Source organism: Streptomyces sp. NPDC008317 (assembly GCF_042955955.1).
GTDB lineage: Bacteria > Actinomycetota > Actinomycetes > Streptomycetales > Streptomycetaceae > Actinacidiphila.
In genome coordinates this window covers 1,033,689-1,057,717 of the sequence record NZ_JBIBFQ010000002.1, presented here as the reverse complement: position 1 = coordinate 1,057,717, position 24,029 = coordinate 1,033,689, and the positions used below count along the sequence as shown (strand labels likewise).

Genomic DNA, 24,029 nt, shown 5'->3' with positions numbered 1-24,029 from the left:
TCCTGAGAACACCGGATCTCGCGAAAGGGCACCACACATGCAGACCACCCCGAAGCCCATGGAGGACTCGATGGCCGAGCCGATGGGTGACACCTCGGTGATCCAGGACACCGAGGCGCTGTCGTCCTTCAGGACGACGCGTCCCGACCAGGGTCTGGACGCGGGCCCGATCACGCGGGCCTTCATGCGCGTCAACGTCTACATCTACTCCAAGCCGCCGAAGAAGGTGCAGAAGTCGCTCAGCAAGGGCGCGCTCAATGTGCACATCTGGCTGTACGAGCGGTCCAACGGCCGCATCGGCGGCAAGATGGGCAACCTCGACGCGCTGCTGCTGCACACGCTGGGCCGCAAGACCGGCAAGGAGCGTGTCGTGCCGGTCGGTTACATCTACGAGCGCGGCTTTTTCTACGCGGTCGCCGTGCCCGGCCACTTCGACATCCCCGGCGGCCCCAAGGGCCTGCACCCGGCCTGGTACCTCAACTTGAAGGCCACGCCCGAGGTGACCATCAACATCGGCCGCGAGCAGATCGTCGCCCTCGCCGAGACCCTGTCGGGCCCCGAGCGGGACCGGATCTGGGCGAAGTACTCCGAAGTCCTGCCGTTCATCAACGAGTTCCAGAACCGGGCCAGCCGCCTGCTCCCGGTGGTGAAGTTCACCCCGAAGGACATGCTGGCGGCGGTGGCGCCGTCGGACGGCGAGACGGACGCCGTACGGTGAGCGCCGCCGGGCCGCGGGCGGGTCGGTCCGGGCCGCCCGCCGCGCGGGGAGCGAGCCCGCTGCGCACGGCGGTCACGGTCGGTACGCTGGCCGCCAACTTCCTCGCCGTCACCAAGAAGATCCGCAGGGCGAACGGGTCGCCGCACGCCATCGACCACATCGACCTGATCGCGAGCATCACCACCTTCGTCGTCCTCGCCGTCCGGGCGCGGCAGGGACGGGAGTCCGGGGGCGGCTGACCGCCCGTCCGCCCGCCCGGGCCGAAGAACCGTCTGAAGGAGAACCCCTCGTGACCGGTACCGCACCGACCTCTGATCTCACCGGCTGGCGTGCGGCCCCGTTCACGGGAGCCGGGCTCACCCACGACGTGTACGAGAAGGGCGCGGGGCCGGGAGTGGTGCTCGTCCCGGAGATTCCGGGCATGACGCCCGAGGTGCTGGGCCTGGCCGACCACCTGGTCGACCAGGGCTTCACCGTGGCGATGCCGTCGCTGTTCGGACGGCCCGGACGTAAGAACTCCACGCCCTACACGCTGTCCACCGTCGCCAAGCTGTGCGTGTCCGCCGAATTCCGGGCCTTCGCCGTCGACGCGCGGCGGCCGGTCGCGGACTACCTCAGGGCGCTGGTACGGGATCTGGCCGCGCGAACCCCCGGGCCCGGTGTCGGCATCGTCGGCATGTGCTTCACCGGCGGGTTCGCGCTGGCCGCCGCGGTGGAGGACGTGGTGCTCGCGCCGGTCGTCGCCCAGCCCGCGGTGCCGTTCCCGGTCAGCGCCAAGCGGTCCGCGGACCCCGGCCTCTCGCGGGGCGAGCTGGACACGGTGGTGAGCCGTACCAAGAACAGCGGACTGTGCGTGCTGGGCATGCGCTTCAGCGGGGACAGCGCGTCCCCGCGGGCCAGGTTCGACACCCTGCGGCGCAGTCTGGGCGACGCCTTCGAGGTGATCGAACTGGACTCCTCGAAGGGCAACGAGGGCGGCTTCCCCAAGGGAGCCCACCCCGTACTGACCGAGGAGATGCGCGAGATCCCCGGACACCCGGCGTACGCCGCGCGGGAGCGGGTCGTGAGCTTCCTGCGGGAGCGTCTGGCGCCCGCGGCCCTCTAGGGCCCGTCCGGCGGACCGGCCCCCGCGGCCGGGACTCGCGGACCTCCTCGCTGACGGTTGCGTCTCGACCGTCCCACCGATGTCACACCCACGGCCCCCGCTCACCTCTTGGGGGGCAAGGGGCTGTGGGTCGTGCAACGCCGTGCGGCCCGACGCGCGCGGCAAGGAGGAACCGTGAACAAATGGCGTGGTAATCCGTGGGTCATTCTGGCGATCCTGTCCTTCGGATTCTTCATGACCCTGCTCGACCTGACGATCGTGAACATCGCGATCCCCGACATGGTGGACAGCCTCGACGCGTCCCTCGACCAGATCCTGTGGGTCGTCAACGCGTACACCCTCGGGCTCGCCGTCCTGCTGATCACCGCCGGCCGGCTCGGTGACCTCGTCGGCAAGAAGAACCTGTTCATCGCGGGTGTGGCGCTGTTCACCCTGGCGAGTCTCGCCTGCGGACTCTCCCAGTCCCCGACCCAGCTCATCATCTTCCGGGCGATCCAGGGCATCGGCGCGGCACTGCTGCTGCCGCAGACCCTGTCCATGATCGCGGACGTGTTCCCCGACGAGAAGCGCGGTGTCGCGCTCGGCATCTGGGGCACGGTCGCGGGCCTGGCGTCGGTCGCGGGACCGAGCCTGGGCGGCCTGCTGGTCACCAAGCTCAACTGGCGCTGGATCTTCTACGTCAACGTGCCGATCGGTGTGCTGGCGATCATCGCCTCGTTCATGTTCATGCCGTCCGCGGCGCGTACGGTGCGGCACCGCTTCGACATCCCCGGCGTCGTCCTGACCACCATCGCCCTGTTCCTGCTCGCCTTCGGTCTGATCGAGGGCCAGAAATACAGTTGGAACGGCGCGATCTGGGGCACGATCGCGGCCGGTGTCGTGGTGCTGGCGATCTTCCTGGTCTACCAGCGCGGCCAGCAGGACAACGAGCCGCTGGTGCCGTTCGTGCTGTTCAAGGACCGTAACTTCTCGGTGGTCAACTTCGTCGGTATCGCCGTCTCGTTCGGCGTCGTCGGCCTGCTGCTGCCGCTGACCATCTACCTCCAGTCGGTGCTCGGCTTCAGCGCGCTGAAGGCCGGTGGCGTGCTGGTGCCGATGGCGGTCGGCTCGATGCTCACCGCCGGGCCCTCCGGTGTGCTGGCCGAGAAGTTCGGCGGCAAGTACATCCTGATGGGCGGTCTGCTCGCGTACATCGGCGGTGTCTTCTGGATCGTGCGGACCGTCGAGGTCGGCCAGAGCTGGACCGGGCTGATCGCGCCGGTCGTGATCGTCGGCGCCGGTATGGGCTGCACCTTCACGCCGATGGCCACCGAGGTCATGCGCAATGTGCCGCCCAAGCTCACCGGGGCCGCGTCCGGCGTCAACAACGCGCTGCGGCAGGTCGGTTCGGTCATGGCAGGCGCCGTCATCGGCGCGGTGCTCCAGAACCAGCTCGCCTCCTCCCTCAAGGACCAGGCGGCGCAGCGCGCGGGCGCCGTGCCCTCCGACTACCGCGCCGGTTTCCTGAAGAACTTCGACAACGCGGGCAAGCACCTCGAGGTCGGCGGCCAGTCGAGCAGCGCCATGAAGTTCCCGTCGAACGTGCCCGCCGACATCGCCCACCGCATCCAGGACACCGCCGCGGCGGTCTTCGGGCACGGCTTCGTCGACGCCATGAAGCCGACCATGTACGTGCCGATGGCCGTGCTGTTCGTCGGTGTGATCGCCTGCCTGATCATCGTCGGGCCGAAGAAGTCGGCCACGCCGGAGTCGGGTGCGGCCGTTCCCGGTCAGACGGACGGCGCGGGGTCTCCCGCGGCGGATTCGGCGGCCGATTCCGGAGCCGCCCACCGGTAGACCGCCCCTCGGTAAAGCCGTCCATCGGCAAGCTCCCGCGGTTCTCCGAGTAGCCCTTTAGGGAGGGGTGAGTTGCCCTTTAGGGAGGGGTCGGGAGAGTCCGGACAATAACACCGGCGGCACTCGCGTCACTTCCGGTACACCATTACCGGGGTTGACACCGAGTGTCGCCGCGTGTCACGCTTTATTGGGCAGTAGAAGTATGCCCAATTGCGGTTTGACGCCGGCGGACCACCGCTGCGACGCCGCCACGTCTCACATCTTGGTCACCTCTTCTCGATCGCCGGGCCGACCCATCGGGGTCGGCCCGGCGATTGTTTTGCACGCCCTTTTTCAGATGCCCGCGTGTGCCCTGGGAATTCGGCCACACACCCGTCGTTGATTCTCCGCGCCGTCCGCGCCGGAGAGAGAGGGGCGCTCCGTGCCCAGCAAAGCCAAGGAATCCGTTCCGGTGAACAGCGCCTCCAAGACGCAGAACTGCGACGTCCTGATCATCGGGTCGGGCCTCGCGGGTTCGGTGAGCGCGGCGATCCTCGCCCGGCAGGGCAAGAACGTGGTCATGGTGGATGCCGCGACCCATCCCCGGATGGCGATCGGCGAGTCGATGACCCCGCAACTCATCGAGTGGCTGCACATCCTGGCGGTGCGCTTCGACGTACCGGAGATCAAGCACCTGCTGGACGTCAAGGCCGTCACCAAGAACATCGGCCCGACCCACGGCAAGAAGCAGAGCTTCGGTTTCATCAAGCACGAGAAGGGCCAGGAGCCCGACCCGCGCGACGCCACGATGTTCGTCATTCCCAAAGCGCTCACCGAGGCCGGTCACCTGTTCCGGCAGGACACCGATATGTACTTCTTCAACGTGGCGGCCAAGTACGGCACCACGACGCGGCAGAACTGGCGGGTCGCCGACCTGGACTTCGACGACTTCGGAGTGACGGTCACGGGGCAGAACGGCGAGGTCTTCAGGGCCCGTTACCTGATCGACGCGAGCGGCTTCCGCTCCTTGCTGGCTGAGAAGTTCGACCTGCGCGAGAAGCCCGCGCGCTTCAAGCACCACTCCCGGTCGATGTTCACCCACTACATCGGCATCAAGCCGTTCGACGAGGTCAGCCACCACCCGGAGAGCCTGCGCCCGCCGGCCAGCGCGCCCTGGCACGGCGGCACGCTGCACCACATGATCGAGCGCGGCTGGTTCTGGATCATCCCGTTCAACAACCACAAGGACTCCAAGAACCCGATCACCAGCATCGGGCTCACCATGGACGAGCGGACGTATCCCAAGCCGAAGGACCGCACCCCCGAGGAGGAGTTCCAGGGCTTCCTCGACCAGTACCCGGCGGTGAAGCGGCAGTTCGAGGGCGCGACGCGGGTCCGCGAGTGGGTCTCCACCGACCGGCTCCAGTACAGCTCCAGCAAGTCGATCGGCTACCGCTGGTGCCTGATGTCGCACGCGGCGGGCTTCCTCGACCCGCTGTTCTCGCGCGGTCTGTCCAACACCTTCGAGGTCGTCTACGCCCTGTGCTCCCGGCTGCTGCCCGCCCTGGACGACGACGACTTCGCCAACGAGCGATTCCAGTACGTCGAGGACGTCGAGCGCGGCCTGCTGCACTTCAACGACGAACTGGTGAACAGCTCCTACATCTCCTTCAGCCACTTCCCGCTGTGGAACGCGGTGTTCCGTGTCTGGGGCTCCTATCTCACGCCCGGCGCGCTGCGGTTGATCCGGGCGCGGGCGCGGTATGAGGAGAGCGGTGACGTGAAATGGCTGGACGATTTGGAGAAGACCCCCAATCCGGGTCTTTGGTGGCCGAACAGCCCGGATTTCAAGCAAACCGTCGAAATCATGGCGGAGGCCTGCGAGAAGTACGAGGCCGGTGACATCGACGGCGACGCGGCGGCCAAGCTGATCATGGACAGTCTCCGTGCTTCGGATGAACTCAACCCCGTTTTCGGATGGGAGGACCCAGAAATCAAATTCGTGTACCCGACCACCGCGATGATGGCTAAGTTCATGTACTGGGCCAACTTCAAGGCTCCGGGCGAGATGCGCGAACTGGGTCGCGACATGGTAAGCGGAATTGTGCGGTCCGGTCTGCGTGGGCAGAAGTTCGTCTGACCCCGCCCGGCAATTTCCATCTGACCGAAAGTTGAACAGCACCATGATCAGTCGCAGAAAAGTCCTCGGTGCGGGCGCGACCGCGGTGGCTCTGTCAGGACTTGGGGCCACCGCCGGTTTCGCCGGCAGCGGGGCACCCTGGAGTCAGTTGCGCGCGCACCTCCAGGGCCGGCTCGTCCTGCCGACCGACTCCGGTTACACGACGGCGAAGCAACTCGACCTGCAACAGTTCGACGTGATCAACCCGCAGGCCGTCGCCTACTGCGTCAGCGCCGCCGATGTGGCGCTGACCCTGAAGTTCGCGCAGGACAACTGCATACCCTTCGCCGTGCGCAGCGGAGGGCACAGCGGCGGCGGGTACTCCACGAGCACCGGCCTGGTGATCGACGTCTCCGGGCTCAACTCCATATCCGTCGGCCAGAACACGGTGACCGTCGGCACCGGCGTCCAGGGCGTCGACGCCATCGACGCGCTCGCGCCGCACGGCAAGGCCATCATCGGCGGCTACTGCCCGACGGTCGCCGTCGGCGGCTTCTACCAGGGCGGCGGCCTGGGCGTGCTCACCCGCTCCTACGGCGTCGGCTCCGACCGGATCGCCTCGGCGAAGGTGGTGCTCGCCAACGGCGACGTCGTCACCGCCTCACCCACCCAGAACCGGGACCTCTACTGGGGCATACGCGGCGGTGGCGGCGGCAACTTCGGCGTCGTCACCTCGTACGACATCACCACCGTCAACGTCTCGCAGCTCGCCGTGGTCAATCTGAACTGGACCTTCGACAAGGCCGCCGACGTCCTGGACGGGTACGCGCGCTGGTCCGTCAACGCGCCCCGCACGCTCAGCGGCGGCGCCTTCCTCCAGCTCTTCGACGCCTCGCCGGGCGCGCCGGTCAACGTCATGGTCTTCGTCGCCTCCACCGGCACCACGGCCGAACTCACCAGTGAGGTCGCCCGGTTGGTGGCGCTGACCGGGGCACCGGCCAGCCAGACGCCCGCGAGCGTCGTGCCGTACCAGCCGCTGATGATGGGCTTCTTCCGGTGCGCGGCCGATGTGACCGCCTGCCACCGGGCCGACACCACGCCCGGCGGCACGCTTCCCCGGTCGGCGTTCGGCCTCCAGCGCAGCCGGTTCTTCAACCGGCTGCCGTCGCGCAGCGTGTGGGACAACGCGGCGGCGCTCTTCGAGACCCTGCGGGTACCCGGCCAGGCGCACCTCATGGAAGTGCTCCCGCTGGGCGGGGCGGTGAGGGATTTACGCCGCACCGACACCGCGTTCGTCCACCGCGACGCGCTGTTCACGGTGAACTTCCTCGTCGACATCGGGTCCCCCGACGCCGCCGACTCCGCGGGCAGGGCGGCGGGCCAGGCGTTCGTCGACAGCGGCTTCCGCGTCATCGACCGGCAGTCCTCCGGTGAGACCTACCAGAACTTCATCGACCCGGAACTGCCCGACTGGCGGCAGGCGTACTACGCCGAGAACTACCCGCGGCTGTCCGCCGTGAAGCACCGCTACGACCCGCACGGCGCCTTCAGGTTCGCCCAGAGCATTCGCTAGGGGCCTGACGGCGACACAGCGACATCCCTCTCACGACAGCGGGGTGGCCACGGACTTCCGTGCCACCCCGCTGTCGTGCGTCCGGACACCGCCCGGGCGCGTACCGCTCGAGTCCGCATCTCCCAGCCGCTCCCGTCCCCGGAGGACTGCGATGACAAGCATCGCGCTGCACAGCCTCGCGCCCCACAACGACCTCCAGGTCGCCACCATGCTGGCGGGCATCGCCTTCGTCCTGCTGGTCGGAGTGCTGCTCGGCACTCTCGCCAAGCGGGTCCGCCAGCCCGCGGTGATCGGCGAGATCCTCGCCGGCATCGCGCTCGGCCCCAGCCTGCTCGGGCTGCTGCCCGGCGACCTGTCGCACAAGCTGTTCCCCGCCGACGTACGGCCGCTGCTGTCCGCGGTCTCCAACGTCGGCCTGATGCTCTTCATGTTCATGGTGGGCTGGGAGTTCGAGAAGCGGATGCTGCGTCCGCACCGCGGTCTGGCCGCGTCGGTCTCGCTCTCCTCTGTCGCCTGCGCCTTCGGACTCGGCGTCGCGGTGGCCGCGCTGCTCTACCCGCACCACAACACGGTGGCCGGGCACCACATCTCCTTCGTCACCTTCTCCACGTTCATGGGCGCGGCCATGTCGGTGACGGCCTTCCCCGTACTCGCCCGGATCCTCACCGACAACCGGCTCACCCACTCGCGGGTCGGCACCCTCGCCCTGGCCAGCGCCGCCGTGGACGACATCCTCGCCTGGTGCATGCTGGCGTACGTCTCCGCGCTGGTCACCTCCAGCGGCGCCGGTGACCTCTTCCAGGTGCTCGGCCTGAGCGCGGCCTACGTGCTCGGCATGTTCGTCCTCGTACGGCCCGCGCTGGCCGCGGTGGTCAGGTTCTTCAGCGAACGCCAGCAGTGGCGGGCCCTGTTGGTGGTCATGGCGGCCGGTACCTTCCTGTCGTCCTACCTGACGACCTGGATCGGCATCCACGGCATCTTCGGCGCCTTCCTCTTCGGCTTCATCATGCCGCGCGAGCCCGCGCTCCAGCTCGCCGAGCACCTGCGCAAGCCGCTCGACCACGTCAGCCTGATCCTGCTGCCGGTGTTCTTCATCGTCACCGGCCTCGGCGTCGACATCAACGGCCTGCACGCCCGGCAGTACCTGGAACTGTCCGCGATCCTGGTCGTCGCCTGCGCGGGCAAGCTGCTCGGCGCGATGGTGCCCGCCCGGCTGTTCGGCCTGTCCTGGCGGGAGTCCAGGGCGCTCGGCCTGCTGATGAACACCCGAGGGCTGACCGAGCTGATCATCCTCAACACCGCCGTCCAACTCGGCGTCCTGGACAGCCAGATGTTCACCATGATGGTGATCATGGCGCTGGTCACGACCGCGCTCGCAGGTCCGCTGCTGCCCAAGAGCAGCGAGCTGATGGCCACTTCGACGGTGGGCGTCGAGGTCGGCGAGGCGGAGGCGGCAGGCAAGGCCGAGGCCGAGGCGGGGGCCGGCGCCGGGGCCGCAGCCGCGGGCGAGAAGGGGCGCTCGTGAGCGCGCCCTCCGATCAGGTGCTGCACCAGCCGGAGCCGGTGGAGGGCAGGCTGCTGCGCAATGTGTGCGGCCTGTTCGTCACCGGCGTCACCGTCATCACCAGCGGCGCGGAAGGGCGTTCGGAGGGAACGACGGTCAACTCGTTCACCTCCGTCTCGCTCGACCCGCCGCTCGTGCTGTTCTGCCTGCACAAGGAGTCGCGGCTGCGCGCGGTCATCGACGAGGCCGGCTCCTTCGTGGTGAATTTCCTGTCGGGGCCGCAGGAGCCGCTGGCCCGCGCCTTCGCGGGCAAGGACACCTCGGCGGTCAAGGACGTGCCCCACCACCACTCGGCCGAGGGCATGCCGGTGCTCAGCGAGGCACTGGCCTTCCTGGCCTGCCGCCTGGACAAGGAGTTCGACGGCGGCGACCACACCATCTTCGTCGGCCGCGTCGTCGAACTCGGCGTGCCCCGCGAGTACCAGGAACCGCTCATCTTCTTCCGCGGCTCCCTGGGCGCGCTGGAGGAGGAGCCGCGCGGAGCGCACCCGATCTTCGACGGCTGAGCGGACCCGCACGTCAGCCGCCCACGTCACGTCACGCACCGCCCATGACGACGAGAGGACACACCATGGCGTTCGCATTCGAGGCCGTCGACCCGAAGGTCTCCTTCGAGACCCAGCTCCAGCAGGAGGACTCGGGCACCGTCGTACTCATCAACACCCTTGTCGTGCCCGAGGGGCAGATGGACAAGACCCTGGAGAGCTGGGCGCTCGACGCCGCCTACATGAAGTCCTGTGACGGCTGCATCTCCACCCAGCTCCACCGCGGCACCGCGGGCAGCAACACCCTGGTCAACATCGCGATCTGGGAGTCGACCTCCTCGCTGCTCGCGGCCTTCATGTCGGCCGAGTTCCAGGAGAAGGCCGGCGCCTACCCCGACGGTCTGCTCGCACGGCCGTTCATCGCGGAGAAGGTCGCCGTCCAGGGGATCTGCGTGGCCTAGGGCCTGTCCGCCGACCCGGCCACCGCGCATCAGTGAGGAGCTCTTCGATGAGTGCGATCAGCATCGCCGCGGAAACCGTCGATCCCCTTCCGCAGCACACACTGCTGGTGTTCCTGCTCCAGATCGGCGCCCTGCTCGTCCTGGCACTCGTGCTGGGACGGCTGGCGAGCAGGCTCGGCATGCCGACCGTCGTCGGAGAACTGGCCTCGGGCGTCTTACTCGGGCCCTCGCTCCTGCTGCACGTGGCGCCGGGCCTGTCCGGCTGGCTCTTCCCCCGCGACCCCACCCAGATGCACCTGCTGGACGCCGTCGGGCAGCTCGGCGTGCTGCTGCTCGTCGGCTTCACCGGCATGCACCTGGACCTGAAGGTGGTCCGCAGACAGGGCGGCAAGGCGGCGGGCGTCAGCGCCGCCGCCCTGCTGCTGCCCCTGGCGCTCGGCGTGTGGCTCGGTTACGCGCTGCCGGGCGAACTGCGGCCGGGCGACGCCGATCCGGCGGTCTTCGCCTGGTTCGTCGGCGTCGCCATGTGCGTCAGCTCGATCCCGGTGATCGGCCGGGTGCTGGTCGACATGAAGCTGATCCACCGCAATGTCGGCCAGATGATCCTGGTCGTCGGCACCATCGACGACGCCGTGGGCTGGCTGCTGGTCTCCGTCGTCACCGCGATGGCCACCACCGGGGTCGGCGCGGGCGAGATCGCCACCCCGCTGTGGCACCTCGCCGTCGTCATCGTCGTCCTGCTGACCGGCGGCCGGTGGCTGGTCGGCTGGGTGCTGCGCTGGGCCGAGCGCTCCGGTTCGCGCGGCGTGACCATCTCCGCCACCGTCATCCTGCTCGTCCTGTCGGGCGCGGGCGCCCAGGCGCTCGGTTTCGAGGCGGTGTTCGGCGCCTTCCTGTGCGGCATCCTGATCGGCTCGCGCGGTACGGACGCGCAGGCACGGCAGTTGGAGCCGCTGAACGCCACCGTGCTGTCCTTCCTGTCCCCGCTGTTCTTCGCGCTCGCCGGGCTGCGGATCGACCTGACGTCGCTGACGCGTCCGAAGATCGCGCTGTGGGGACTGGCCGCGCTGGCGATCGCCGTCGCCGGGAAATTCCTCGGCGCCTTCATCGGCAGCGCCTTCAGCCGCCTCACCCGCTGGGAGGCCCTGGCGCTCGGCGCCGGGATCAACGCGCGCGGGGTCATCCAGGTGGTCATCGCCGTGGTCGGCGTACGGCTCGGCCTGCTGACCACCGCGATGTACAGCATCATCGTGCTGATCGCGATCCTCACCCCGCTGATGGCGCCGCCGATCCTGCGGGTCGCGATGAAGCGGATCGAGAGCACGGCGGACGAGGAACTGCGCGAGCAGCGGGTACTGGCCCTGCAAGGGGTGCCCGAGGGGGGTACGGACGGGCGGCCTGACGAACTCGCCGACGCACGCGCGGACGGCCTGACCGACGGACTGACCGACGGGTTCGCGGACGCCGGAGAATCCGATCCGGCCGCCGATACCCCCGTCACCCAGGAACGCGGCGTCCCGGTCCACCCCACGTGACATGCCCCACGTGGGGAGGGCCGGGACAGCCGCTCGGCTCAGCCCGCCCGCGGTCCGGACTCGTCGCGGCCGTCGCGGCCGTCGTCGCCGGGCTCGATCGCCTTCCTCGGCTCGGCGGCCTCGATCTGTCCGGCGGCCGTGTCCTCGTCCCCGTCGTCCAGACCGTCCAGCCGTACGCGGGAGAGCTTGTCCGGGTTGGTGACCAGATAGATGTCGGTGACCTGGTCGTTGCTCGGATTGAGGTCCATGACCATGACCGCGTAGGGGGAGTCGCCGGAGAAGACCACGGCGGACGGGTCGCCGTTGACGTGCCGGTAGCGGATGTCGAGGGCTTCCGGCAGCCGGCTGGTGGCGTAACCGTTCAGCAGCCGGGCGACCTTGTCGCGGCCGGTGACCGGGCGCAGCGCGGAGCGGACCTTGCCGCCGCCGTCGGTCCACATCGTCACGTCCGGCGCGAGCAGGCTCATCAGGTCGGCGATGTCGCCGCCGAGCGCGGCGGCCACGAAGCGCTCGGTGACCTGCTGCTGGAGGTGCGGGTCGGCCTGGTAGCGGGGCCGCCTGGCCTGGACGTGTTCGCGGGCCCGGTGCGCGAGTTGGCGAATCGCGGACGGGCTGCGGCCGAGAATTTCGGAGATCTCGGTATGCGCGTAACCGAACACCTCGTGCAACACGAACACCGCGCGTTCCAGCGGAGTCAGCGTCTCCAGAATGACCAACAGTGCCATGGACACGGATTCGTTGCGCAGCGCGGATTCCGCGGCGTCCGTCGCCTGCGCCGCCTGCGGGGTGTTCCGCGCTTCCGGAATCTGCGTGATCAACGGCTCGGGCAGCCAGGGTCCGATGTACGTCTCGCGGCGGCGGCTGATCGTGGCCTGCCGGGCGAGCGCCTGGTTGACCGCGATCCGCACCAGGTACGCGCGCGGGTTGTCGATCTCCTCGGCGTGCGGCTGGCGGACTCTCCGCGCCCAGGCCAGCCAGGTCTCCTGAAGGACGTCCTCGGTGTCCGAGACGCTGCCTAGCAGGTTGTAGACCACCGAGAACAGTAACTCCCGATGACCCACGAACACCCGTGTGGCGGTGTCGTCGGGCAGCTCCGCCGGGTTGTCGGACATGGTGGGCCTCCCAGTGTGACGCGCGCTCCTGTCACCTGAGATGAAGGGCCCCCGTCCGAGTGTGACATCGGCCGGTAAAGATGTTGCGCTATTACCGACCGCTGTCGTTTTTCTTCTCTCTTTTCTCCGTTCTTTTTCCCCGTGCGAGTCCCTCAAAGAAGGAGCACAGTCATGTCCGTTAAGCGGCGGCTGGCGCGCGTGAACAAGTATTTCGGCAATCGGATCGTCGGCCGGATCCTCCCCGCCATGCCGGGGTTCGGCGCGGTGTACCACAAGGGCCGCAAGTCCGGCCGGGAGTACCGCACGCCGGTCAAGGTCTTCAAGAAGAACGGCCACTTCATCCTGTCCCTCCCGTACGGCGCGGAGTCCGACTGGGTCAAGAACGTGGTGGCCGCGGGCGGTTGTGAGATCAAGACCCGCGGCAAGCGCGTCCCGGTGGTCGCGCCGCAGGTGTACATCGACGACAACCCCGACATCCCCGCCGTGCTGCGCTGGGCGCTCCAGCGGCTGCGCATCGACGAGTTCATCTCGCTGAAGATCGTCGAGACCACGGCGCAGACCGGGACCGGGGTCACGGCCGAGCGCGTCTGAGCACGATCGGTGAAGACGCGTGAGGAGGAGTGATCGCGCATGCCCGCACCGAATTGGCGCGCCTTCGGCCGGGCCGCCGCCCGGTTCTGCGGGGACCGGCTGCTGCGCGCCCTGATCTCGCTGGGCTCGACGACCGTCGGCGTCTCGTCGTCCGAGTGGTGGCGCGGGCGCGGCGAGCACTGGTGGGAGGGCGCGGCGCCCACCGAGGGCTCAGGCCCGCGCGCGGTCGCCGCGGCGGCCCGTCGCAGGCCCGGCGGCCTCGACGATCCCGGCGTGCTGCGCAAGCTGCGGGCGCTGCGGGGCAGCCAGGACCTGCCGGGTCCCGGCGACCCGTACGACGGCTGCCTGGACGCGGCGCCGCGCTGGCACCCGGAGCGCCGCGCGGCCGGCGGCAGGTGAGGTGAGGACGGCCGGCGGCCTGTGAGGTCGGGTGAGGTGAGGACGACCGGCGGCCGGCCGTCGGCCCGTCAGCGGTCGGCGAGTTCGTCGGTCGCCTCACGTCCCGCCCGCGCCGCGCGGGACAGGAAGTCGGCGATCAGCACCAGTTCGGCGTCGTCGTAGTCCGCGCAGATCACGTCCATCGACTTGTTGAGCCCGGCGAACATCTCGGCCGTCTCGGTCTCGCGCTCCTTGATGACCTGGACGAGGACCGCCCGCCGGTCGCTGGGGTTGGGCGTACGGACCACCCAGCCGCCGCGCTCCAGCCGGTCGAGCACGCCGGTCAGCGTGGCCGGGTGCAGGCCCGCGTGCCTCGACAGCGCGGTCGGTCCGATCGGCCCGAAGCGGCTGACCAGGTCCAGGCACTCCAAGTCGGCGTCGCGCAGGCCGAGATGAGTGCCGACCCGATGGTTCAGCAACGCCATTTGGACGGAGAGATCGCGCAGCGCGTCCTTGATCCTCGTGTTCAGTCGCCTCCGCCGCCGTATTGTCGACGCGGCTCCGGGCAGTGTGGAATCCATACGCAACGTTCCTCGCATCGATAGCACGCGGAGATATGAAACTACCCCAACCCCCGATTCGGTCCGCTGGTCGACCGCTGGAGCCTTCGGCCCCGGTCGGGCGGCGAATATCGGCGGGGTTCAGGCGGACACCCTCTCACAGGTCCTTTACAAACTCGTAGGGCTCTCCCCGAATCCTCCGCGCCTCGCGCGGTGCCCGTTGCCGGTAGCAGGCGTGCGCCTCCCGGCAACCGTGGGCTCGTGCCCCAATGTGGCCGGATCGAGCCCCCTGTCGCTCGTCACCCTCCGTGCTCACATCGCCCGCCAACACCACCGGTCCCGCCCGTATCGCGCGCCGAGCGCCCTCTCAACACCCCTTCTGGGCAGGCAAGTTGCTAGGTGCATAAGGCAACCGAGCGGGAGATGGGTAGTTTTGTCGGACATTGGACAACCTCCACAGGCCACTCACAACTTCTCACTATCTGTTGTTCATTTTCTCCTCAGGTGAACAGTGTCATTCGGCCATTGAGGCCCCGTTCACTCCTCGCAACGCGACGCCATTCGGCGCGCGGGAGCGCTGGGGGGAGAACGACACGTGACATCCACACAAGTGGTGTCCCGCACGCCCGAGTCGGTCGGGGGCGACGACGCCCCCCGGCGGCTGCGGGCGGCCAAGGGGATCGGGGACCGGATATTCCGCGGGCAGCTCACGGCCGCCGGTGTCGCCGTACTGGCGATCATGGCGGCGGTCGGCCTGTTCCTGCTGCTACGGGCGAGCCAGGCGCTGCGGGTACGCGGCTTCGCGTTCCTGACCACCGCGCAGTGGCAGCCCGACGTCCACAACTTCGGCATCGCCGCCGTCCTCACCGGGACCGTGCTGATCGCCGCCGTGGCCGTCTGCTTCGCGCTGCCGCTCGCGGTCGGCACCGCGCTGTTCATCTCGGAGATCGCGCCGCGCCGGGTGCGCCGCACCCTGGTCGCGATGGTCGACCTGATGGCCGCCGTGCCGTCCGTCGTCTACGGCCTGTGGGGCCTGTTCTTCTTCCAGGGCCATGTGATCGGCCTGTCCCGCTGGCTGTCCACCTGGTTCCACTGGGTGCCCTTCCTGCGCGTGGACGGCGTCGAGCCGGGCGAACCCCTCTCCTCCGCCAGCGTGTACACCGCCTCCACCTTCATCGCCGGAATCGTCGTCGCGATGATGGTGGCCCCCATCATGTGCTCGGTCATGCGCGAGGTCTTCGCGCAGGCCCCGGCCGGTGAGCGGGAGGGCGCCTACGCGCTCGGCTCCACCCGCTGGGGCATGATCCGCTCGGTGGTGCTGCCGTACGGCCTGGGCGGCGTGATCGGCGGCACGATGCTGGGGCTCGGCCGGGCGCTGGGCGAGACCATCGCGGTCTACCTGATCATCTCCCCGGTCTTCCAGATCCAGCCCCACATCCTCCAGACCGGCTCGAACTCCGTCTCCTCGCTGATCGCCCTGCACTACGGCGACTCCTCGGACTTCGGCATGTCGGCGCTGATGGCCGCGGGCCTGGCCCTCTTCCTGCTCACCCTGGTCGTCAACTTCACCGCGTCCACGATCGTCGCGCGGTCCCGCTCCGGCTCGCTGAGCGAGGGGTGACGACATGACGGACCTTCTGGCCGAGCCCGCCACCGCCGCCACGAACGCCGCCGCAGCCGCCGCCACAACGGCCGCCGCCGACCCGCCCGCCGCCACCACCGTCGTCGTACGGCAGCCGGCCGACGCCCCGGACGCCGCACAGCGACGGCGCGCCCTGGGCGGCGTCGCCCGCGGCGCGGTGCTCAACGTCCTCGGCGCCGCCGCCACCGGCCTGTGCACCGCCCTCCTCCTCTTCGGCCGACTGGCCCCGCTCTCCGGCCCGCTGGGCTTCGCGGCCGTCACCTACCTGGTCTTCCTCGCCGCGTACGCCCTGCTGTGCTCGCTGGAGCACGACGGACCCGCGGTCCGCGACCGGCTCATGACCGTCGTGCTCTGGTCCGCCGCGGGACTGCTGTTCTCGGCCCTGGTCCTCGTCGTCGGCTTCACGCTGTGGCGGGGGCGCGAGGCGCTGCCGCACGGCAACTTCTTCACGCAGGACATGCAGCTCGCGGGCCCGCTCGACCCGATCACGGTCGGCGGCATCACCCACGCGATGCTCGGCAGCCTGATCATGATCGCCATCGCCCTGGCCGTCACCATCCCGCTGGGCATCGCCTGCGCGGTCTACCTCAACCAGACACGCGGCCGGTTCGCGCGCTTCGTGCGGACCATCGTCGAGGCGATGACCGCCCTGCCCTCCATCGTGGCGGGGCTGTTCATCTACGCCACCTGGATCCTGATCCTGCACTTCCCCAAGTCCGGTCTCGCGGCCGGACTCGCGATCAGCGTGATGATGCTGCCGATCATCATCCGGGCCTCGGACGTCGTCCTGCGCCTGGTCCCCGGCAATCTCACCGAGGCCGCGGAAGCGCTCGGCGCCCCCCGCTGGCGCACCGTCTGGCACGTGGTGCTGCCCACCGCGCGCTCCGGGCTCGCCACCGCCGTCATCCTCGGCACCGCGCGCGGCATCGGCGAGACCTCGCCCGTTCTGCTCACCGCCGGATACGCCACCGCGGTCAACGCCGACCCCACCAACGGCCCGATGCTGTCGCTGCCGCTGGCCGTGTTCACCTTCGTCAAATCCCCGGAACCGGCCATGGTGGCCCGCGGATTCGGCGCGGCGGCCGTGCTGATGCTGCTGGTCCTGGTGCTCTTCACCATCGCCCGGCTGATCGGCGGGCGCGGCCCCGGCCAGCTCTCCAAGCGCCAGGGCCGCCGCGCCGCCCGCGCCTCCCGCCGCGACGTCGAGCGCTTCGACGACCTGCGCGCCCCCCGCCCCTCGCTGTTCGCTCCCGCCGCAGACCCGGCCGGATCCCCGCTTCCCGGAGAGAACTCCTGATGCCCCGCCGCACCTCAGCCCCGGCCGCCCTGCTCATGGCCCTGCTCGCCCTGCTGGTCACCTCGGTGTTCGGCCCCGGCGTCCAGCGCGCCGCCGCGGCCGACAGCTACGTCCCGCTGTCCGGCGCCGGATCGACCTGGGCGTTTAACGCCGTCGACCAGTGGCGGCGCAACGTCAAGCAGTACGGCATGGAGATCCAGTACGCGCAGACCGGCTCCTCCGACGGCCGGCACCAGTTCCTCAACGGGACGGTGGACTTCGCGGTCTCCGACATCCCCTTCCAGACCAACCCCACCGACGGCTCCGCGCCCGAGCACCCGACCAACGGCAGTTACGCGTACATGCCGATCGTGGCCGGCGGCACCGTGTTCATGTACAACCTCAAGGTCAACGGGAAGCGGCTGACCAATCTGCGGCTGTCGGGCGAGAACGTCACCAAGATCTTCACCGGCGCCATCACCAACTGGTCCGACCCGGCCATCGCCGCCGACAACCCCGGCCTGCGACTGCCCGCCAAGAAGATCGTGCCGGTGGTCCGCTCCGACGGCTCGGGCTCCAGCGCCCAGTTCACGCTGTGGATGGCCAAGCAGCACACCGCGCTGTGGAACACCTACTGCGCCAAGGTGGGCCGCGCGGGCGCCTGCGGCTCGACGTCCTACTACCCGCCGGTGCCCGGCATGATCTCCCAGGCGGGCGACCTCGGCGTGGCGGGCTACGTCGCCCAGGACTACGGCGACGGCGCGATCGGCTACGTCAACTACTCCTACGCCAAGAACGCGCACTTCCCCGTCGCGAAGGTGCTCAACCACGCGGGCTACTACACCGAGCCGACGCCCGCCAACGTCGCGGTGTCGCTGGTCAAGGCGCGGATCAACACCGAGAAGAACTCGCCCGACTACCTCACGCAGGACCTCAGCGGCGTCTACACCGACACCGACAAGCGCAACTATCCGCTGTCCAGCTACTCGTACATGATCCTGCCGCTCAAGGTGCAGGGGCAGTTCACCCAGGCCAAGGGCACCACGCTGGCGGCCTTCTCGTACTACTTCATGTGCCAGGGCCAGCAGTACGCGCCCAAGCTCGGCTACTCGCCGCTGCCGATCAACCTGGTGCAGGCGGGCTTCGACCAGATCCGCCGCATCCCGGGCGCGCAGACCCAGACGATCAACGTCAAGGGCTGCCACAACCCGACCTTCAGCACCGACGGCACCAACACCCTCGCCAAGTCGGCGCCCTTCCCGCAGGACTGCGACAAGCAGGGCGCCGCGCCCTGCACCACCGGCAGCGGCGGCGCGTCCACCGGCGGCTCCGGCGGATCGTCCGGCGGCTCCAACGGCGGCGGTACGAGCGGCGGTTCGGGCAACGGCACGGGCGGTTCGGGCAACGGCGGTACGGGCGGCGGCGGTTCGGGCGGCGGCTCCGGCGGTACGGGGAACGGCGGCACCGGCGGATCGGGCAGTGGGGGCGGCGGCAACAGCTCGGGCGCCGTCGACCCGGACACCGGCCTGCCCGTCGACGCGTCCAACGGCGGCTCCCCGAACGGCGGTTCGTCCGGCGGCGGCTCAGGCGACGGCGGTGCGAACGGCGGCGGCAGCGGCAATCAGGTCGTGCTCGCGCAGCCGGTCGCCGTCGGCGGCCACAACGGCTGGGGCGGCACCCAGACCCTGATGCTCCTCGCGGCGCTGCTCGTCGTCGGGCTGGTCCTGGCACCGGCCGCCACCTCCCGCGCCCTGAGCGCCCGCAAGGCCCCGGCCGACCGCACCGCCTCGACCGACCGCAAGGAGGACACGCCGTGACGACCCCGCGACAGTCCCTCGGCCGCCGGCTCGTCCGGCGCCTGCTCACCGGCGCCCTGCTCGGCGCCGTCCTCGGCGCGGCGGCGGCCCAGGCGGCCCCCGCCCTGCTGACCGACCTGCGGCCGGTCGCCGCGCAGTCGGCCGCGTCGGTGCGGGCGGCCCAGTCGAGCCCTTCCGCCCAGTCGTCCGCCGTGACCGTCTCCGGCCGCGGCGAATTCGCCGACATGCGCTTCCGCGTCAGCCAGACCCGCGACCTCGCCAACCAGGCGATCAGCGTGTCCTGGACCGGGGGGGTGCCCACCACCTTCGCCGGCACCCAGTTCAACACCGACTTCGTCCAGATCATGCAGTGCTGGGGCGAGGACGACGGCGCCGTCCCCGGCAACCCCGGACCGCCGCGCACCCAGTGCCAGTTCGGCGCGTCGCCCACCACCGGCCGTAACACCTGGCCCGGCAACCAGGCGGACGACACCCGGCAGGTCTCGTACAGCGCGGACCCCGGCAGCTACGGCGAGGACGACAAGTACGGCGCGGGCCGCCCCTTCGGCCGCGGCGAGGTGCCGTTCAAGTCCATCGACGGCACCGTCGTCACCAGCGACACCCAGAACAACCGCTTCTACAGCTACAACACCACCAACGAGATCGACTTCGGCCGCACCGGGGCCGACGGCACCGGGCAGGAGTACGTCGAAGCGCAGACCAAGGAGGAGGCACCGCACCTGGGCTGCGGCGCCCCGGTCAAGCACCCCGACGGCACCGTCACCGGCCGCTCCTGCTGGCTGGTGATCGTCCCGCAGGGCCACCTGGACCTGGACGGCAAGCCCTACCAGGACCGCACCCAGGTCAACGCGGGCTCCCCGGTGTCCTCCACGAACTGGCGCAACCGCATCGCGGTCCGGCTCGACTTCCAGCCGGTCGGCGCGACCTGCGCGATGGGCGCGCGGGAAGTCGACACCACCGGCAGCGAGTTGGTCTCCGACGCGATGGGGAGCTGGCAGGCCAAGCTCTGCGGCACCGGCACGGTCTTCGGCTACACCACCGTCGGCGACTCCGAGGCGCGCGGCCAGCTCACCGACTCCGGCGACAGCCTGGTCTTCACCACCCTGCCGGTCACCGGCGAGACCCGGCCCGCCGACACCATCACTTACGCGCCGGTCGCGCTGTCCGCCGCCGTGATCGGCTTCAGCATCGAGCGCCAGCCCCGCTCCGACGCGCCCGCCGACGTCAGGAAACGCGCGGGCACCCGGGTCGGCTCACTCGACCTCACCCCGCGGCTGGTCGCCAAACTGCTCACCGAGTCGTACCGCAACTCGCCCTGGGGCGCGGTCCGTACGACATACGACGACGGCGGACCCCGGCTGACCGCGGCCAAGGGCTACGACTGGGCGCTGCACAATCCGGGCGGACTGCTCACCGACCCCGAATTCCTCGCGTACAACAAGGAGTTCGCGGACCTGTCGGTCGCCTCCAACCCGAGTACCGACACCGACCTGATCACCGCCTTCGGCCACAGCGACCTGGCCAGGCAGGTGTGGACGTGGGTGCTGGCCGACCGGCAGGCCCGGCAGTTCCTCGCGGGAGTGCCGGACGACTGGGGGATGCGCGTCAACCCCTTCTTCAGCTCCAACGGCGACCTCAACCCCACCGGTTACGCCTTCTCCGCCGACCGCGACGACTTCCCCAAGAACGACAACTGGGAGACCGTCCCGCCCGGCAGCGGCGCCCCGGACAGCCAGAAGCAGAAGATGACGGACTTCCACCCGTACGTGGACGACCTCTACACCGGCGCGCTGCGCACCCGCCGCGGCGACCAGCTCTGGAAGTCCAACTGGGACCCGCTGGCCACCCCGCCGGTCTGGAAGACGCCGGGCCCGCAGGTCGCCGGGCAGCGCTTCATGCTGACCATCACCGACGCGGCCTCCGCCGCCCGCTTCGGCCTCCAGACCGCCCGGCTGCGCAACCCCGCGGGCGAGTTCACCGCACCGACCAGGGCCGCCCTGGTGGCCGCCGCCGACAAGGCGAAGGCCGCCGACGGCGTACGGCGGATCGACCCGACCGCGAACGCCAAGGGCGTCTACCCGCTGAGCATGCTGGTCTACGGCGCAGTCCGCCCGGCCGAACTGGCGCCCACCGCCCGCAAGCAGTACGCGGACCTGCTGCGGTACGCCTCGGGCGGCGGCCAGGTGCCCGGCACCGCCCCCGGCACGCTGCCGGTCGGCTACGCGCCGCTGCCGTCCGCGCTGCGGGCCGAGGCGGCCACGGCCGCGACCGCCCTGGAGACCTGGAAGCCGGCCCCCGGCCCCGGCGGCTCCGGCGCCCCGCAGACCGAACCGGGCGCCGCGGACGGCGGCACCGGCTCCGGCGGCGGCACGGGCGGTGACGGCGGCGGCAGCGGTACGGCCGGCGGCTCCGACGGCGGGAGCGGGAGCGCGGACGGCGGCACCGGCGGCCACACCGCCCCCGGCGGCAAGCCCGGCGCGTCGCCCAGCCCCACCGCCGCGACCGGTTCCCCGGCGACCGTGCCGGTCGCGGGCGGCATCACGCCCTCCGACCCCGGTTCCGCGCTGCGCTTCGCGGTGCCGATCGGGGCCGGCATCGGGCTGCTCGCCGCGCTGGGAGCGCCCTTCGCCGCCGGTACCCGGCTGCCGCTGCGGCTGAGCCTGCCCGGCGGACGCTCCCTCACCATCCCGCGGCCGACCGTCCCCGCCCGGCTGCGCGGCTTGCGCCCGCCACGTCGGCGACCGGGCGGCTGAACCGGCCCGCGCGCCGGGCCACCCACCAGACACGTCGTTCGCCCCGAGTCTCAGTCGGGGCGAACGACGGGCTCCACCCTGCCAGACCGGCCATCCGGCTCCGGCGGGTCCCCACCCGTCACGCAGTACGAGTCCCCGATCAGGAGACAGAGATATGCGCACCAAGCGCCCCATCGCCACGATCGCGGCGGTCATGACCGCGGCCATCGCGGCCGGTACCCTCACGGTCGCCGCACCGGCCTTCGCCGACCCCGCGCCCGGCACCTTCGGCACGTACGTGGGCGTCGGCTCCGACACGACGCAGGACGTGCTGAACGCGCTGGCCGGCACGGCGCTGCCGGACGTCGCGTCGTACGACGCCACGGGCTCGGCCACCATCAAGACCCGTGCGAACGGCGTGACCTTCACCCGTCCGAACGGCTCGGGCGCGGGACAGAAGGCGCTCAGCGCCTCGCTGATCGGGGACACCGACCCGGGCGGCACCGTGAACATCGCGGGCCAGGTGGACTTCGCGCGCTCCTCCGGCGCCCCCTCCACCGCGGGCACCACCCTCACGTACATCCCGTTCGGCCGGGACGCGGTCGGTTACGTCGCCAAGGGCGACTTCCTGAAGAACCTGACGCGCACCCAGCTCAACGAGATCTACTCCGGCACGGTCACCACGGTCGCGGGACACCCCGTGCGGCCGTTCATCCCGCAGTCGAGCTCCGGCACGCGGAAGTTCTTCCTGAGCGCCATCGGCGTCGTCAACCTCGGCAGCAACGTCAAGGGCACCGACGACAACGGCAAGACGGTCGAGGAGAACCAGGCCAACGGCGTCATCCTCAAGGACGGCGACCTCGTCCCCTTCTCCGCCGCGAGCTGGATCGCGCAGAACAACCACACCGCCCCCGACCGCAGCACCGCCGCCGCGCAGAACGGCGCCTTCATCGGCGCCCTCGACCTCGGCGCGGGCACCCCGGTCAGCCCCGTCGTCAAGGGCGCGGACGACAAGCTGTCCCCGTTCGGCGGCTACTACGACGACCCGACCTTCGGCCGCGACGTCTACAACGTGGTGCCCACCCGCGCCATCGACACCTCCAGCGCCTTCTTCGACAAGGGCCTGTACGACACCTTCGTGAGCGCCGGCGCGCACAAGGCGGCCATCGCGTCCGACGTGGCCGAGAAGACCATCGCCGCGTTCGGCTTCCAGAACGAGCCCTACAACGGCAGCATCGACACCTCCGTCCGCGGCCACGCCAAGGCGGGCGGCCTGGAGACCAACAGCTCCTCGCTGATCAAGCCCGCCGCGGTCGGCGCGCTGGCCGCCACCGCCCCGGCCCCGCGCCAGCTCACGCTGAGCTGGACCGCGCCCGCCGACCCGGCGCTGCCGGTCACCGACTACCGCGTGCGGATCACCGACAGCGCGGGCGACGTCGCCTTCAGCACCGACCTCAAGGCCCCGGCCACCTCGGTGACCGCGACCCTGGCCCCCGGCGCGTACACCGCCGAGGTCTACGCCTCCAACCTGGTCGGCGACGGCCCGAGCGTGACGGTGGCCGGCACGGTCAGCGAGGTCCCGAAGGGCGCCTCGAAGATCACCCCCGCCGTCTCCCCGGCGAGCGTCCCGTACGGCACCGCCGCCAAGCTCGCCGTCGCCGTCAGCGGCCCGTCCGCCGCCACCGGCAAGGTCACCGTCAAGGACGGCGCGGCCACCCTCGGCACGCTGACCCTGGACGCGGCGGGGAAGGCGTCGCTGACGCTCCCCAAGACCCTCGCGGTCGGCGCCCACACCCTGTCCCTGTCCTACGCCGGTGACAGCAGGCTCAACGCCTCCGCCGCCACCGCCAAGGTCACCGTGACCAAGGCCGCCGCCCGCGTCGCCGTCGGCGTCTCCCCGGCGAAGCCGGCCTACGGCACCTCCGGCCGGCTCTCCGTCGCCGTGACCGGCCCGGCCACCGCCACCGGCAAGGTCGTCGTCAAGGACGGCAAGACCACGCTCGGCACGGTCGGCCTGGACAAGACCGGCCGCGCGTGGCTGACGCTGCCCAGGACGCTGAAGGTCGGCACGCACACCCTGTCCCTGTCCTACGGCGGTGACAGCCGCCTCAACACCGCCGCCGCCACCTACAAGGTCACGGTCGTCAAGGCCGCGCCGCGCATCGCGACGAAGGCCCCGGCCGGCGTCAAGACCTCGGCCCGCGGCAAGGTGACCGTCGCCGTCACCGCCAACGGCGTCACCCCCACCGGCTTCGTCCGGATCTACGACGGCAAGAAGGTCGTCGGCACCGCCACCCTGAAGAACGGCAAGGCCGTCGTCACGCTGGCCAAGCTCACCAAGAAGGGCAAGCACGTCCTGACGCTGCGGTACTCGGGTTCGGCCACCGTGAACACCGGCAGCAAGTCGTTCGCCGTCACCGCGAAGTGACCCCGGCTCCCGCCCCGGCGGACGGCACCCGTCCGCCGGGGCGGGAGACCCGCGCACGGGTGCCTCGCGCACGGGTGGCCGCCGCCCGCTTCCGGTATCGCCCGGTGCGCCCCTGTCG

General features: G+C 70.4%; 19 protein-coding genes. 17 read left to right on the top strand and 2 right to left on the bottom strand.

All coding sequences use genetic code 11. The features are described 5' to 3' along the window. Positions 1-37 precede the first annotated feature (37 nt). The 10 genes from ACFY9V_RS09580 to ACFY9V_RS09535 all read left to right on the top strand — a co-directional run bounded on the left by ACFY9V_RS09580 (position 38) and on the right by ACFY9V_RS09535 (position 11,375). Positions 38-718, top strand: coding sequence for a nitroreductase/quinone reductase family protein (locus tag ACFY9V_RS09580; RefSeq protein ID WP_355337078.1), 681 nt, complete (start codon positions 38-40; stop codon positions 716-718). Continuing rightward, positions 715-957: a hypothetical protein gene (locus tag ACFY9V_RS09575; RefSeq protein ID WP_355337080.1), complete on the top strand. Its 243-nt coding sequence runs from the start codon at positions 715-717 to the stop codon at positions 955-957. Before ACFY9V_RS09580 ends, ACFY9V_RS09575 begins: the two co-directional genes overlap by 4 nt. Positions 958-1,007: 50 nt before the next feature. Continuing rightward, entirely contained in the window at positions 1,008-1,823 is an 816-nt protein-coding gene (locus ACFY9V_RS09570; RefSeq protein WP_355337082.1) for a dienelactone hydrolase family protein, read from the top strand. A 174-nt stretch (positions 1,824-1,997) separates the two neighbouring features. Further along, on the top strand, positions 1,998-3,659 hold the full coding sequence (locus tag ACFY9V_RS09565; RefSeq protein ID WP_391046837.1) for a DHA2 family efflux MFS transporter permease subunit: 1,662 nt from the start codon (positions 1,998-2,000) through the stop codon (positions 3,657-3,659). Between the two features lie 421 nt (positions 3,660-4,080). Next, positions 4,081-5,778: a tryptophan 7-halogenase gene (locus ACFY9V_RS09560; RefSeq protein ID WP_391046834.1), complete on the top strand. Its 1,698-nt coding sequence runs from the start codon at positions 4,081-4,083 to the stop codon at positions 5,776-5,778. 43 nt (positions 5,779-5,821) lie between these two features. Next, positions 5,822-7,330: an FAD-binding protein gene (locus ACFY9V_RS09555; protein WP_355337088.1), complete on the top strand. Its 1,509-nt coding sequence runs from the start codon at positions 5,822-5,824 to the stop codon at positions 7,328-7,330. Between the two features lie 151 nt (positions 7,331-7,481). After that, complete coding sequence (locus ACFY9V_RS09550; RefSeq protein ID WP_391160456.1) at positions 7,482-8,855, top strand: cation:proton antiporter; 1,374 nt, start codon at positions 7,482-7,484, stop codon at positions 8,853-8,855. Further along, positions 8,852-9,400, top strand: a complete 549-nt coding sequence (locus ACFY9V_RS09545) for a flavin reductase (RefSeq protein ID WP_391046827.1) — start codon at positions 8,852-8,854, stop codon at positions 9,398-9,400. Before ACFY9V_RS09550 ends, ACFY9V_RS09545 begins: the two co-directional genes overlap by 4 nt. A 65-nt stretch (positions 9,401-9,465) precedes the next feature. Further along, a complete protein-coding gene (locus ACFY9V_RS09540; RefSeq protein WP_355337094.1) occupies positions 9,466-9,840 on the top strand; it encodes an antibiotic biosynthesis monooxygenase family protein in 375 nt (124 codons plus the stop codon). Positions 9,841-9,887: 47 nt separating this feature from the next. Further along, entirely contained in the window at positions 9,888-11,375 is a 1,488-nt protein-coding gene (locus tag ACFY9V_RS09535) for a cation:proton antiporter (RefSeq protein WP_391046824.1), read from the top strand. Between the two features lie 38 nt (positions 11,376-11,413). Here the strand turns inward: ACFY9V_RS09535 and sigJ are convergent, their stop codons facing one another. Continuing rightward, entirely contained in the window at positions 11,414-12,487 is a 1,074-nt protein-coding gene (gene sigJ / locus ACFY9V_RS09530) for an RNA polymerase sigma factor SigJ (protein WP_355337098.1), read from the bottom strand. Positions 12,488-12,658: 171 nt separating this feature from the next. Between sigJ and ACFY9V_RS09525 the strand changes: the two genes are divergently transcribed. Together ACFY9V_RS09525 and ACFY9V_RS09520 are read left to right on the top strand one after the other, a co-directional pair. Beyond that, positions 12,659-13,078, top strand: coding sequence for a nitroreductase family deazaflavin-dependent oxidoreductase (locus tag ACFY9V_RS09525; protein WP_355337100.1), 420 nt, complete (start codon positions 12,659-12,661; stop codon positions 13,076-13,078). 39 nt (positions 13,079-13,117) lie between these two features. Further along, positions 13,118-13,477 (top strand): hypothetical protein, encoded by a 360-nt coding sequence (locus ACFY9V_RS09520; RefSeq protein ID WP_391046820.1) that lies wholly within the window; start codon positions 13,118-13,120, stop codon positions 13,475-13,477. A 68-nt stretch (positions 13,478-13,545) separates the two neighbouring features. Here ACFY9V_RS09520 and ACFY9V_RS09515 read toward each other — a convergent pair whose 3' ends face one another. Then, on the bottom strand, positions 13,546-14,037 hold the full coding sequence (locus tag ACFY9V_RS09515) for a MarR family transcriptional regulator (protein ID WP_391160454.1): 492 nt from the start codon (positions 14,035-14,037) through the stop codon (positions 13,546-13,548). 574 nt (positions 14,038-14,611) lie between these two features. Between ACFY9V_RS09515 and pstC the strand changes: the two genes are divergently transcribed. The 5 genes from pstC (at position 14,612) to ACFY9V_RS09490 (ending at position 23,911) form a co-directional block, all read left to right on the top strand. After that, a complete protein-coding gene (gene pstC / locus ACFY9V_RS09510; protein ID WP_355337106.1) occupies positions 14,612-15,637 on the top strand; it encodes a phosphate ABC transporter permease subunit PstC in 1,026 nt (341 codons plus the stop codon). A gap of 4 nt (positions 15,638-15,641) precedes the next feature. Then, complete coding sequence (gene pstA, locus ACFY9V_RS09505; protein ID WP_391160452.1) at positions 15,642-16,955, top strand: phosphate ABC transporter permease PstA; 1,314 nt, start codon at positions 15,642-15,644, stop codon at positions 16,953-16,955. Continuing rightward, a complete protein-coding gene (locus ACFY9V_RS09500; RefSeq protein WP_391160450.1) occupies positions 16,955-18,751 on the top strand; it encodes a substrate-binding domain-containing protein in 1,797 nt (598 codons plus the stop codon). The genes pstA and ACFY9V_RS09500 overlap by 1 nt, the downstream gene beginning before the upstream one ends. Continuing rightward, positions 18,748-21,504, top strand: coding sequence for a hypothetical protein (locus tag ACFY9V_RS09495; RefSeq protein ID WP_391160448.1), 2,757 nt, complete (start codon positions 18,748-18,750; stop codon positions 21,502-21,504). Before ACFY9V_RS09500 ends, ACFY9V_RS09495 begins: the two co-directional genes overlap by 4 nt. A 154-nt stretch (positions 21,505-21,658) precedes the next feature. After that, entirely contained in the window at positions 21,659-23,911 is a 2,253-nt protein-coding gene (locus ACFY9V_RS09490) for an Ig-like domain repeat protein (protein WP_391160445.1), read from the top strand. Positions 23,912-24,029: the final 118 nt, after the last annotated feature.